Genomic DNA, 12,134 nt, shown 5'->3' with positions numbered 1-12,134 from the left:
ACCAGTTGCGGCGTTGAGCGGCTCGACAATGGTCGTCTGGTACTCGGTTGCGTTCATTGGACGGATGCCTTTCGGCGCGACTGCACGGTATTTCCCTTGCTGCGTCGAGGCTTTCGCTGGCAATGGTGCCGACGAGCTGGTTGTTCGGACGCGGACATACGAAACTGGCACTCGACTTCGAATATGAAGTCGAGTGCCCATACGTTCATGTGAGAGCGACAGCAAGCGCGCCGTTGCAGCCGAGATTCGATATCGCTGTCTGTTCGTCTGCGGTCTAGTCCTTTTCGGCGAGTTCTTTTCCGAGTTGGTCGAATTGTGCGGCCATCCGGTACATCGCCTCGACTTCCTGCTCGGCTTTGCTGTCGAAACCCTGTCTCCATGCGATGACGGCTTGCCGCGATATGGCGTTGTACGTGTCTGTCCACGAGTCGGCCCAGACGACGCCGTTCCACCGGCGATAGCCGTACGGAACGGGTTCGTCATTGGTCATGCCCGGGGGGAGTCCGTCCCGAACAAAGAAGTCTTCCGCTGCCATGGAGTCCAATCCTCTCGATGCGTAATCTGCGCGTAGGTAACGCATTCCGTGAGCGTATCCAGACTGTGCGCCCCGTGGGCGCAGCCGATGCGGTGCGCCAAGCCCGCCGCAAGGCAAGACGTGAGCCTCGCATCCCGCGACCGGAAAAGGGACACGATGATCGCAGATTTGGATCGCGCCGGATTGGGTGAGCGCTCGCGCCGAGCGGCAGATAGTGTTTCGCCCAGCCGGAATCTTGCATGAAACGAGAGAGGTACGAGATGTCGAAAGTTGTTATTGCGGAGGTAAACAAGGTCGATCTGACCGGAGATGGATCATTCGAGGTCGTCGAGACCCGCCTGATCGTCGCGGGCGAGGACTCAAGGACCGCTCAGGCGTCCGAATAGGTGCTCCGTCGTCGGTCGACACAGGGCAGGGCGACGGCGTCGACTCTGGCAACTTGCCATTCGGCGGTGAAACCTATTGCGCAGGAGATGAAACATGGCCATGAAGGTCAGTGCGGACCGCGTCGCGTAGGCAGCGCAAACCCTTGCCGAGATGGACGAGGAAATAGGAGACGGAAGTCTCACGAACTGGACTGCGCGCAGACTGCGAGAGGAAGCCGCGAAGCGTAGAGCGGGCGAGGCTTGACCCGGATCCGCTGACGGCCGGAACAGTGTACAGGCCTGTGTTCCCTTGGGCCGGTGCACCTTTCTGTAATTGCTGACAGCGACGGCATTGTCGCAGGAGGGTAGCTGCGGGACGGATTGGCCGGACAAGTGGGGACCGTCAGCTCACGGCGGCGCGAGAACTGGCGCCGCTTCTGTATATTCGGACGAGTGAGTGGTACGAGCTTCCGACTTCGATCGGAAGCGGTCAGGGGCAGTTGCGTCGCAGGCAGGCGAACGACAGTTTCGACCAGTCATAGTGGTGAGGTAGACAGGCGAGTCGGGCGAAAGCAGCAAGAACGGTCGCAATCCGTTCCGCGAAAGCTGCTTTCGTCCGGCTCGTTTCTATTCGATACGCTTGGGTCGTACGCACTCAAGGCTGGCGTATGTGCATCCAATGCGTCTGAGCCGACGTTTGGTTCATCGTTGTGGGACCCACCATGATCGACTTCCGGCGTTGGGAAGCCCCCGAGTTGGTTGGTGTGCCTTACGAACCGAACGCGAGGGAGCCGGTAGGTTCAGGCCTCGGTTCAGGCCCGACCAGAATTTCGTACTGGACTCGTTCGGAAAGTTGTCCGGAGCCCCACATCCATCCGCCCCCGTGGCTCATTTGGCCGCATAGTCCGAACAGGCTGTATCGACCCTGGGGGAGGCCAGTTCGTGTCACCGTGACCGTCTGTCCGGCCTGAGGATAAATGGTGGCGTCAGTGGGGTCTGACGGGTGGTTTTGCCAGTCGGGGTTTTCGAAGGGGAGGACAGAGTCGCTGAAGCCTTCGGGGCTGCCGTCAATCGAGAGGGTGCAGGTGCGCGTGTACCCCTTGACGACACGAGGTCCATTCGGGTTTGTGATGGTCGCGGTGATTGACGAGTCGCCGCTGGTGAGTGTCACCACTGGAGGCAGTGTCGAATCAGTCGGTTGGGCGCTCGCCACAGCGGGGAATGCGAGCGGCGCGAGCGCTGCAATGGCCACAACAAAGGGTCTTTTCATGGGTATTTCGTATCACGTCCCTTCACCGGGATTGGCGGTGCCGCCGGTTAGTATCCCGCCGCGAATCCGCCCGCACGGGGGGAGCGGCTTCAATATGAGCCGGGGGCACTTCGGCATTCGCTGCCTGTTGGCGGTCTTCCGTGAAACTGTGGAGCTGTGGCTACCTACCGCGATTACTCCTGGCTCCAACCGTATCGGGACGGCAGTCTCGCTCTCGGATACTGCGTCGCCGCCATCCCCGGCCGCACCCCCGCACAGGTGTTGGACACGCTCGGCGCTGCCCATGTGACCGAAGCGATCGGTATTGCTGAACTCAGCGGGGTGGCACTGGACCTCGCCGAACAATCCGACGTCCCCGGCCCGAGCGATGTGGTCGCCGTCGCCATGGTGGACGAGGAGAACACCTTCTTGCTGCAGCTCAACGGCGGAACATTCGCCGTCACGGATGAGTTGATGCTGCCACTGCTCCCCGATCGTGAGGTCGTCTCGCACTACCTCAGTGTGAACGCCGACAGCGAATTCGTCTGGTGGTCCAATGGCGAACGGGTCGCCCATGTCGAACTTTTCGGTTCCAACCCGGTGATCGGGGACGAGCGGCTCGTGGACCTGATTCTCGATGTCGGCGGCATCGGCATCGATGACGATGCGAGCAGTGAGCCCGGCGAGCATGCAGTGGAAGGTGCCTTCGCCCTGGCCGAACGAATCACCGGCGTAGCAGTACCCGCTGCCGTGTTCGAGGCGGGCGTCTTCAGCGTCGCCGTCGTCCCCAGGGACCAACAAACTACCTCCCCCGACCCCCACACCCTCCCGGGGCGCGACAACCCGTCGTCGTGGAGGGCAGTCGCGCACCGCTACTGGGGCGCGGATCGAACCCCGCTGCATGCTGTCATCACCAAAACACGATCTCGTGGGCGTCCCGGCGCTCAACTCGAATTCTGGTACAAACCGCGCAGCTGCATCCGTCTGGCAGACCAGCAGGGGACGCTGTATCTGCAGAACCGGCAACGACAGACATGGTTCCGCACCGACGGAACACTCCAACGACGAAGCAGCGGATACAGCCTCGACATCTACCTCGAACAACTCCTCCTCGTCCACCTCTCGTGGCCGTCCACACGGTTCACAGATCTACTCCCACCGGACACGATCGGCGATGCAGTGGAGGTGAACGGGCGCCCGGCATGGGAATTCGCGATGCCACCGGACGGACTCGGCCTCGATTCCACAGCCGCGTTCGACGCACAAACAGGTATCCCCCTGAGGTGGGTGGACAAGTCATTTACGCTCGAACTCTCGGACGTGGAAACCGGCATTCATGTCGACGACGACTTCTTCACCGGCCCTTGACGACCGACAGGGGCGATCGCTCAGGTGGGACTGGGACCGTCCTTCTGCGTGATTCCGCGTGCACGTAGGTACTCCTGCCATCCGCACACGGGACAGCTGACCCGATATTCGTACATGTCGTTGTCGCCGTGGCCGAGGGATTCGACGTTCGTGTCGGCATCTCCGTTTTGCGGGCAGGTGTTTCCGGTGAAGTAGTCCTGCCCCACGCGGATGGCGAGAGCGATCGACTTCTCGTGAAATCTCATGCCTGAACTGCGTTCACGTATGTCGTCATTGCTGCGATTCCAGCGTCCAGGCGGGCTGGTCGGTCACGTCCGAGCCATTGTGCAGAACCCAAACACACGGCTCGGAACTGTAGGTGGCAGCGTCGGTGAACCAGTATGTTTCGTCGGGTGCCCAGCCCGCGATGACGCTCGCTGTGTCGGCATCGACGTCGATCGCGGTTCCTGCCGCCGCGAGGTATCCCGTCACGGTAAGGTGCACTCCCTCAAAACTTTCCGCGACCTGCACCCAGTCCGGGATGACCCACCTGCCTGATCGGCCGGTAGTCCGGTACCAAACCTGCCGCGTTTCTGCGGTGACCTCGAGTGGGAACCGTCTGCACAGATCCGCCCAGGCTTGTGCACTGTCGATCTCGTAGATGCGTGCGCCATTCGGTGGCCGCAACGCTCGCACGACGGCCCGTTCCCATCCCATGCTGTCTTCGACGAACCACAAGCCCGCCGCTGTCCCGTCGAACAGCGCCCTCGTCGAACACTGAGTGGGTGGATCCGACCACCAATAACCTGACCAGTTCGCTGCGGGATCCACCGGGCGGTCACGTTCGGCTCTCGCTTCCGATTCCAGGGTGCTCGTGCGCCACTCGCTGAGGAGTTGTTGCGCAGCAGGCACTTCGCCTGTGTTCGCAGATTCGTCATCTCGGCACCCGATCGTCCATTGGTCGGGCGCGGCAAGCGGGCTGCTCCACCATTGCGCCTGTTCGGATCCGGCAATGTGCTCCGCGACGCGTCGAAGCTCATCTTGCATAACCTCGGTGGCGACGAGGACGTCTTCTCCGTCGGGTTCCTGCCAGTAGCGTGCCGCATCGACGGCTTCTGCGAGGGCGGAGCGTAGATCGACGGCGGTGACGTCGGGGAGCGAGATTTCCGAGAGGCTACGCGCCACATCCTCGGCGGTGACTATTGTCCGCCGGGCCTCTTCGGCGCCCGGGCCGAACAACACTCGGGAGGTGCCTTGCCCGACGTCGAGGTGATAAGCCGCCCGGTGAGCGCTGATGCGGAACATGCCGTCGCCTGGCTCGGGCCGCAGGGCGCGTTCGGCGTCGATCGCGTACGCGAGCAGCATCCGGCGCCCCCGCGGGCCCGCCAGCAAAATATCCGCACTGAGCATCAGTTCTCCCGTTCTCCCGGTTCAGGTGACGGTAGCCGAGGTCGGTGAGACCGAGAATTCACTCCCCGCATTGTCGGAGCATTGGACCGTGTCATCACGCACGACGCAGGCGTAGTCGCCGACGCGGAGAGTTTCGTTGTTGTTCAGGACAGTTGCGGTACTGCCGTTGGCGTACCGCTGCCGTTCAGCTTGCTGGATGCCTTTGGAAGTGGCGGAGATGAAGATCGTGTTCGGGGTGCAGTCAGCGCCGGTGGACGTGCCGCCGACGGTGCACGCGGCGTCCGTGGGGATTGCGCCGTGACATCCCGCGCCTTCTGCGATCCCGGACAGGTTGATTCCGCAGGTGAAGTTTCCGTCGCTGGTCGTGAACTGGTAGGACCCTGCTTTCGTTGGGTTCGCGAACGTCTCGGGATCCACTGCGGCAGAGCGTGGTTCCGTCTCGAACGTGCTCGTGAATGCGCCGCCGTCCATAGCGATGTCAGAGTCGGTGGCGGAGCAGTTTTGGGTTGCGAACATGAACAGCCCCATATTGCTCGGGCCGGTCTTGGGCGGACCGCCGTTGGGGCCTTCTATCGGCAGGCGGTATGGATCGCGCGGGATCGCTTGCTTGCTCGAGACCTGAACGTCCGGAGCGAAGACCGGCTCGCGCAAGACCGCCGGAAATTGAGCCAGATCGACCTCGGCAATCAGATCGTTTCCGATCACACGGGATGAATCCACGGTGCCGACAACACTCTCCAGATCGAATCCCGATTTCGCGCGTTCCGGGGTCAGGGTGCGGCTTCCGCTGACCGTCCAGACGTTTTGCGTATCTCGTTGGAAGAACAGGCTGTAGTCGTTCGGGCCGTTCATCCCACTCGGGTACACGGCAAACGAGAAATCGACGGATCCTGGCTGTGCGATCGTCTGGCTTCCGACCCCGGGCACCTGAAGGGGCGGCGGGGGAGGCGGAGCCAGAAACGACAAGCTGATCTTGACCCGATCACCAGTGGTGTGTTCGACGGTCGCTGCCCGGACCTGCACTTCCGCAGGCGGAGGCGTGTTCGTCGCGAACGAATCCGGATCCGGGTTCGTCCACACGCTGCATTCAGTGGCGAAGGAGGACGGGAGAGAGTCCCAGTCCAAAGCCCCGGCATCGCTGCTTCCGGAGCTGCAGCCCGCGAGGAGCGCGACCGACACTATTCCGAACATGGCAGCCGGAGCGCGTCGGCGGCGAGGCTTCCGCAGGGGAGTGAACGCTGTAGGAATGGGCACGCATGATTGTGACAGACAGGGCGCACTGGCCTTGTGGGATGAACACGAACATGCAAGTCCCACAGGCACACGCAAGAGCGGCATCCCACCGACCGCGGCGTGGGCAAGCAACTCGGCGCTGCACCAGCACGCCCCGGAGGTGTGCCGATAGGTGCGGGTCGCACATTCCGATGACCCGGACCTGCCAGACTGGATTCATGGCAGCGATACACGTGGCAGTCAGCCGATGGACCTGCAGAGGTCCATGGTGGCGCGGCTGGCGCCGACAGAACGGACTCGAACTCCACATCGAGGGGCACGGATACACGCAGACATACGGAACGCGAGATCTCGACGTCGCCCGAATGATGGTCCTCGACTACCTCGCAACAGTTGACGCGCCAGCTCCGCACGACGCGGAGATTCAGTGGACCGACAGCGGAGGGTAGCGCATCGCAGCCGTGGATGGATGAGGAAAATCGTTACGCGGCTGTCGACCGCCGCATGACGAGAAATAGCGAATACCGGCCGGTGGAACGTAGTCCTGAAATCCGGGCATCCCCAATCTGCGATAGTTTGATCACCAGCTTGCAAGTCTCACAGTCCGCTTCGACGCCGATACAACGGAATGGGAACATACACATGGCCTTTGAACTACCCGCACTCACCGACGAGCAAAAAGAAGCAATCGACCACTGGCAGGACCAGTCTCCCGCTGGCGACTGCTTCGTCAGCCCGGCGAACAGCGACGGCGCAGTGAAATTGCTGAAGATCACTGACGGCCGCGAATTGATGTGGATCATCAACCCTGACGGATACTTCATGCCGAAGTCTCGGAAATCGGGCGGCGCGTGGGAGGATGTCCTCTGACGACGCCGGGGGAGACCAGTGATGACAAAGAAAGACGCCGGGGAGTATGACGAAAGTTGCTCTCGGATCTGGTTCTATCCTCAGTAACCCGAAGCCCTTGTTGATATTCCATTGTCAACAAGGGCTTCGGGTTTCGTTCGGCAGATAGGGTTCGCACGCCGCCGACTGTTCGAGAAGTCAGAAAGCTACTGCTGTGCTTTGAGCGCAGTTTCACCCTCGCTCGTGAGGTAATAGGCTGGCGCTCGCCGTTCTGAAGCGTGGACTTCTTTGGGGTAGGTATTAACCCATCCATTCTTGACGGCTGTTGCAAGTGAGCTTCTGGATCCCCCGGACTCCGTAACTTCTCCGGCTGTGGTTCCCCGGCCGATTATGGACTCGTAGCCGTTCAATGCGCTGAGGGTGATTTTCATCTTGTCGGACATCATGGCGCTTCTCCCGTTTTGTGTTGGTAGACAGTGGATTGCGTGCTGGTCTGCACGGCTAGCTGCTGAGCTGAGCGTCTGAACTACTTTGTGGGAGTGAAGGCTCGATCGAATCGGCGATCGCTCGTTGTTCTGCGACCCATTCTCGATGCCCCAGATGATGGCGTTTGCTGCCCATCCATCCACAAGTGCATTCGTCGTTGGAGAACAGGTGATTGTCTGTTCCCTCGGGGCTGGTCAAAGGAGTAACTGTGTCCCGGATGTGGAGAGCCAGCGCACGGAAGCGTTCCCGCACGGTGTCTTCGGGATACAGCGGGTAGCCGCCGATGTCGTGCAGCACGGCTTTGAGGGCGTGCACGGCGTCGCGGAGCTTGGGCCGTGCCGCCTCGATCAGCGCTCGACGTTGGAACGGCAGATCGACGGCGGGGGAATCGACCGAGTGGTCGCCGTGGGCCGCTGCGGCGGAGAGGGCGTTGAGCGATTCGTTGAGCTGGTCGATGGCCAACGTGATCGATTGCTGGGTATGGTGCGCGGTCTTTGACACAAGGTCGAGACCGGCGTTGGGGTCGTACGGACGGGGATTGCCGATGAGGTCGTCCAGTGTGGTGTCGAAGATGCGCGCAAGCGCAGCGGCCTCGTCGAGTCGGATGGTGCGGGGGTGTGCGCTGTCGCGGGTTTCGATCTTCGCGATCGTCGTCGAGTGAGCGCGGAGGCCGTTCCTGCTGAGCAGTTTCGCGAGGTCAGCCTGGGAAAGGTTCCTGGCCTCGCGTTCTATGCGGACCCGACGCGCGAACCGTTCTTCGGTTCCATCCGCAGATGTCTCGATAGCCATATTGGGAGTGTAACCAATTTGGGATGGTTGTGGCAGATCGACGCCGAATTGGGCTGTCAACAGTGGTGAGTCAATGCTCCGACCGACTTCGCACAAACGCTGACCAGGCGTGCTCTGCTGGATGCGATCGGTGCGATCTGCGAAGGTCAAGCAGCGGAGAGCATCTAGGCCGGAAGGAAACGCGAATGGATGGAGGGAAGATGCTGACGCAGGACCAGTCGATCGAGCTGCTTACCGAACTGGGAGCCGAACTCGCATCTCGTGGAGTGCGAGGTGCGTTCTTCGGCGACGGCGGCGCAGTCCTATCCGTGGCATTCAACACCCGTCGATTGACAACCGACGTCACCGCCGTTTTCGAGCCGACAAATGTAATCTCCGAAACTGCCCGTGTGGTGTCCAGGCGACGCGGGAGGTTGTCCGACGCGTGGGTCAACGACGTGGTGAAGGGATTGTTTCCCGAAACGGAGCCCGCGCAGCAAGTCGTACTGGAAGTTCCAGGGCTCAGTGTTTGCGTACCAACCCCGGAATACGTTCTCGCACTGAAAAACCATGCCTCACGGGTCGACCACAACGCGGACGACATCAAGTTCCTCGAAGACTTCCTCGTACCTCGGGCCAAGAACAATATCGACGTCGCGATACGCGGCTACCCACGTACGGCGACTTCCCCGAAAGCTCCGGCGGCGCTGGCCAATGCCCTCCGGTCAGTCGAAGAGAACGAGTACGTGCGCTTCACCGCTCATTGGATTTCCGAGGCAGGCAACGTGGATGACGAACCGGACCTGACCGGAAACGACGTCGTCGATGCTGTGGTGTCCGCGGCTTCCGCGCTTGTGGGGATGCGCCGCAACGGAAACGAGCCCGAATGGACTACGCGACCAGGTCGGGGACTCCGGTCGAGGCTCTGGCACCCGGGGAACCCCCGAATGTTCGCGTACTCGCTCGTTCACGCCCCCGCCTCCTTCGCTATCCGAGGTGTAGTAATCGAAAAGGATTCGTTGGCGAGCGTGTGACGGCCGATCAACGACGACAATCGAATCCGCATGAACAGCAGGGTTACATCACATCGCCCCATCCTGGCCCGCATGCCACGTCTCGGTAGATCAGAATGAGGGGTGACATCCGGTGGAATTTCTGAGAGGGCCTGCCATTCACCCGGGCACTGGACATCAATGAAAAGTGTTGAGACCTAGTAGGCTTCGAACCGCTTAGTAGACAAGCTCCGCGTCGGCGAACTCGTTCGCAAACGGATCGAGCGGCGAGCCGAAATTCAAGATCGTAGACAGTTCAGGAATAGGAGAGAAATCATGGGGACGTGCCGATGGTTTGCGATGTGCACGAACGAAGCAACAACCACGTTGAAGCATCCAGTTCTGGGGGAAGTGCCAACCTGCAAGCGCTGCAAGGACAAGGACGCGAGACTCAACGCTTCCTGAGGTCGGACAAGCTGGCGTCGGACAAGCTGGCAAAGCCTCACCAACCTCCCGCGGGTGAGGCTTTGCCATGATCAGAGAAGCGCCGCCACTGATCGCCGCCGCTGATGTCGGTTCGCGAACCCCAGATCCCGCAGATCAACGCTCACCGCCAGCAGTCGCACAGCGGCACCTACACGGACCACCGGCCTCATCGCCCAAGCAGAACGCCCGCACCGGCCCTCGCTGCCACCCTTTGAAAGGGCCAGCGCCGGACAAACAATTGCCTCCGCTTTGGCTACCCACCCGGGCCTGCGCCGCAGGTCGATAAGACGACAGGAGACCGAAACGATGGTCGAGCAAACCTCATCCAGCCCCGAGAGGGTGACCTACCGCGCTGAGAACCGCAAATTTGAGAGTGTTCCACTCGCGGAAGGGATGTGGGCACTGTGGGAGGAAGTTGAAGGCAACTGGTTCACCCGTGCAGACGGCTGGATCGCGCCCCTCGACCAGATCCCCGCCCTAATCGAACAGGAACTGGTTGAAACCGCAGCACAGGCCGAAAGCACGAAACTGGAGCGGTTCGGCCGATAGTCGGCGTCGGTCATCCCGGACGACGAACTAACCCGACGACACCCGCGCGGTGACGCCGAGTCGGCCACGCGAGCCTTTGGCAAGGATGGTGAGTGAGCTTCGGCTACCGATCGCTCTTCGGATCCGGTCGGCCAGTTGTCGAGTTCGGGCGTGGCAGGAGCGCGGGCGTTTGGACGCTACACGCACGACAGACGTAGTGACAGCGAACTCGACCTACCCATGGCCTAGGCAGAGATCATTCCAGTGTCGCCTTCACGATGTGCCTTCTCGCGTTCTGTCCTACGGTCACGTCCCTGAGCTCGAAACTGTAAAGTCCGCCGATGATCAGACTGTCGGCAAGATCTTCATCACCTGTGTTCAGGATTCCGCATGACGTGACGACCGAGACAGGTTCTTTGTTTTCGTACCACTCCGGGTGGACGACATAACGCACCTCGCAGCGCGCCTCGGTTGATGAACGCTCATTGGTCAGCAGAGAAAATAGCAGGAAGAGGGCGCCAATTATGGAGAGAATCACCAAGTAAGGCGAAGCCTTCTTGAATGCTGAAATTTCGCCCTCGCCACCTTCTCGATCCAATGTCATAGTTTCGCAATTTCCGTCTCGGACAAAACCTGGAACAGCCCGACCGATCGTGACCCGAACCTTTGCAACTCTGGGGCGAAACACATTTGGGCACAGTGCATCCTGGTCGCTGGAACCGGTGGGGCAGCTACTCGGTGAGCGCTCGATCGTAGTGGTAGCTGTCACCGTCAGGGGTGTCGAAGCCGCCGCGATCATCGATTGTGGCGCCGGGGTAATAGCGCGTGAGGACGTCCTCGGTGGATTGAGTGTCATCCACGCGGATGACCTTGTCTGGTGAGTCGGCGTAGGCCACGCGTGTGACAATGACACTGACACGCGGGTGGAGTGGACTGTGCTTCATAGAGTTTCCGCTTCCTCGTCTGGCTTTGCCGATGAATGAAACAGGCCTGCGCGCCCCGCCTCAACTCAAGATCGTATCGGATGCATCGCTGTGGGGGAGCGGCGCTTTAAGATCAAATTGCTACTCCGACCGGAACCTGCAAATCGCCGATAGCCTGAGCGGCGTGAACAATGGAATCTATTCGTGCAGAGCGGAATGCGACATCGACATCGCCAACTTCCTTGCAGCGGCCACTGAATCAAGGACCGAGATCGAGGTCCGGCACAGGGCCGTAGACCCGGATGACGCTTTCATGAGCGAGATGGTGCTCGAGTTCGAGTCCCCAGCATCGATCGACTCACTTCGAGAGATCATGCGGGGCTGCGTCGACCTTCATGTGATGAGGCAGTCCCTACGGCCATGTCCCCTAAGTGAGAATTCCCTCGAACGAGACGACGACATTGAATAAGTCGTTTGTTCCCAACTATTCCAAGGAACGTGGAGATCTTCAGATGAACAAGTACAGAGTCGGTTTCGTTGTGTTTCAGACCGTGAATGCGCCGTCGATCCGCGAGGCCGAGCGGGTTGCGCGGACTGGGATCGTTGCGGCGCAATCTCTCTGGCGGACAGAGGTCGGTGAGGAGCCCTGTGTGGCGACGAAGTTGGTTGAGGGATGACGGCCTGATCGTAGTGGCTATCTGCCTCTGACCGGATCGGTCAGAGGCAGATTTTGTGTCCGAGGTGTGAGGAGAGGTGTCTTAGTTTGTGCGACTGTGAGACGAGTCGGAGTGTGTGCTTCCGGACTGATTTGTGGGGTGTGGTCCGTTAGGCAGCGAGGAGTGCGTTGGGGCGCGCCTTGCGTGTGCGGATGCTCGAAGCGCCGCCGACTGTGACGTTGGAGTTGCTTCGGCGTTTTGTCGCGCGGTTGATGGAGTCCCGCCGTCTTACAGATGTTTCGGTAAT

11 protein-coding genes are annotated in these 12,134 nt (G+C 60.7%); 4 read left to right on the top strand and 7 right to left on the bottom strand.

Annotated features, from left to right (window positions below):
- Positions 1–274 precede the first annotated feature (274 nt).
- Positions 275–535: a hypothetical protein gene (locus tag A8G15_RS24785; protein ID WP_064257172.1), complete on the bottom strand. Its 261-nt coding sequence runs from the start codon at positions 533–535 to the stop codon at positions 275–277.
- Between the two features lie 1,791 nt (positions 536–2,326).
- Between A8G15_RS24785 and A8G15_RS24780 the strand changes: the two genes are divergently transcribed.
- Positions 2,327–3,517 carry a DUF6461 domain-containing protein gene (locus A8G15_RS24780; RefSeq protein WP_064257173.1) on the top strand — a complete coding sequence of 397 codons (1,191 nt, stop codon included), beginning with the start codon at positions 2,327–2,329 and terminating at the stop codon, positions 3,515–3,517.
- 20 nt (positions 3,518–3,537) lie between these two features.
- Here the strand turns inward: A8G15_RS24780 and A8G15_RS24775 are convergent, their stop codons facing one another.
- The 3 genes from A8G15_RS24775 to A8G15_RS24765 are packed head-to-tail and all read right to left on the bottom strand — an operon-like array spanning position 3,538 to position 5,758.
- Positions 3,538–3,762, bottom strand: coding sequence for a hypothetical protein (locus A8G15_RS24775; protein WP_064257174.1), 225 nt, complete (start codon positions 3,760–3,762; stop codon positions 3,538–3,540).
- 25 nt (positions 3,763–3,787) lie between these two features.
- On the bottom strand, positions 3,788–4,906 hold the full coding sequence (locus A8G15_RS24770) for a hypothetical protein (RefSeq protein ID WP_068165654.1): 1,119 nt from the start codon (positions 4,904–4,906) through the stop codon (positions 3,788–3,790).
- Between the two features lie 21 nt (positions 4,907–4,927).
- On the bottom strand, positions 4,928–5,758 hold the full coding sequence (locus A8G15_RS24765) for a hypothetical protein (protein ID WP_156665545.1): 831 nt from the start codon (positions 5,756–5,758) through the stop codon (positions 4,928–4,930).
- A 1,023-nt stretch (positions 5,759–6,781) separates the two neighbouring features.
- Here A8G15_RS24765 and A8G15_RS24760 point away from each other — a divergent pair.
- The gene (locus A8G15_RS24760) at positions 6,782–7,009 is read left to right on the top strand and encodes a hypothetical protein (RefSeq protein WP_064257177.1); all 228 of its coding nucleotides are present in this window, start codon (positions 6,782–6,784) and stop codon (positions 7,007–7,009) included.
- Positions 7,010–7,489: 480 nt separating this feature from the next.
- Here A8G15_RS24760 and A8G15_RS24755 read toward each other — a convergent pair whose 3' ends face one another.
- Positions 7,490–8,263 carry a helix-turn-helix transcriptional regulator gene (locus A8G15_RS24755; protein ID WP_064257178.1) on the bottom strand — a complete coding sequence of 258 codons (774 nt, stop codon included), beginning with the start codon at positions 8,261–8,263 and terminating at the stop codon, positions 7,490–7,492.
- A gap of 200 nt (positions 8,264–8,463) precedes the next feature.
- Here A8G15_RS24755 and A8G15_RS24750 point away from each other — a divergent pair, with 200 nt between their 5' ends.
- Together A8G15_RS24750 and A8G15_RS24745 are read left to right on the top strand one after the other, a co-directional pair.
- Positions 8,464–9,276: a hypothetical protein gene (locus tag A8G15_RS24750; RefSeq protein WP_156665544.1), complete on the top strand. Its 813-nt coding sequence runs from the start codon at positions 8,464–8,466 to the stop codon at positions 9,274–9,276.
- A 750-nt stretch (positions 9,277–10,026) separates the two neighbouring features.
- Positions 10,027–10,269, top strand: coding sequence for a hypothetical protein (locus tag A8G15_RS24745; protein ID WP_064257834.1), 243 nt, complete (start codon positions 10,027–10,029; stop codon positions 10,267–10,269).
- Between the two features lie 235 nt (positions 10,270–10,504).
- Here the strand turns inward: A8G15_RS24745 and A8G15_RS24740 are convergent, their stop codons facing one another.
- Together A8G15_RS24740 and A8G15_RS24735 are read right to left on the bottom strand one after the other, a co-directional pair.
- Positions 10,505–10,852: a hypothetical protein gene (locus A8G15_RS24740; protein WP_068165653.1), complete on the bottom strand. Its 348-nt coding sequence runs from the start codon at positions 10,850–10,852 to the stop codon at positions 10,505–10,507.
- A 127-nt stretch (positions 10,853–10,979) separates the two neighbouring features.
- The gene (locus tag A8G15_RS24735) at positions 10,980–11,144 is read right to left on the bottom strand and encodes a hypothetical protein (protein ID WP_156665543.1); all 165 of its coding nucleotides are present in this window, start codon (positions 11,142–11,144) and stop codon (positions 10,980–10,982) included.
- Positions 11,145–12,134: the final 990 nt, after the last annotated feature.

The sequence above is a fragment of the Rhodococcus phenolicus genome (assembly GCF_001646785.1).
Taxonomy (GTDB): domain Bacteria; phylum Actinomycetota; class Actinomycetes; order Mycobacteriales; family Mycobacteriaceae; genus Rhodococcus; species Rhodococcus phenolicus.
This window is presented reverse-complemented; position numbering and strand designations above follow the sequence as displayed.

Excerpts from the sequence above, each read along its gene's own strand:
- A8G15_RS24785 (WP_064257172.1), bottom strand. The coding sequence starts at position 535 with ATGGCAGCGGAAGACTTCTTTGTTCGGGACGGACTCCCCCCGGGCATG.
- A8G15_RS24775 (WP_064257174.1), bottom strand. The coding sequence starts at position 3,762 with ATGAGATTTCACGAGAAGTCGATCGCTCTCGCCATCCGCGTGGGGCAG.
- A8G15_RS24770 (WP_068165654.1), bottom strand. The coding sequence starts at position 4,906 with ATGCTCAGTGCGGATATTTTGCTGGCGGGCCCGCGGGGGCGCCGGATG.
- A8G15_RS24765 (WP_156665545.1), bottom strand. The coding sequence starts at position 5,758 with ATGAACGGCCCGAACGACTACAGCCTGTTCTTCCAACGAGATACGCAA.
- A8G15_RS24760 (WP_064257177.1), top strand. The coding sequence starts at position 6,782 with ATGGCCTTTGAACTACCCGCACTCACCGACGAGCAAAAAGAAGCAATC.
- A8G15_RS24755 (WP_064257178.1), bottom strand. The coding sequence starts at position 8,263 with ATGGCTATCGAGACATCTGCGGATGGAACCGAAGAACGGTTCGCGCGT.
- A8G15_RS24750 (WP_156665544.1), top strand. The coding sequence starts at position 8,464 with ATGCTGACGCAGGACCAGTCGATCGAGCTGCTTACCGAACTGGGAGCC.
- A8G15_RS24745 (WP_064257834.1), top strand. The coding sequence starts at position 10,027 with ATGGTCGAGCAAACCTCATCCAGCCCCGAGAGGGTGACCTACCGCGCT.
- A8G15_RS24740 (WP_068165653.1), bottom strand. The coding sequence starts at position 10,852 with ATGACATTGGATCGAGAAGGTGGCGAGGGCGAAATTTCAGCATTCAAG.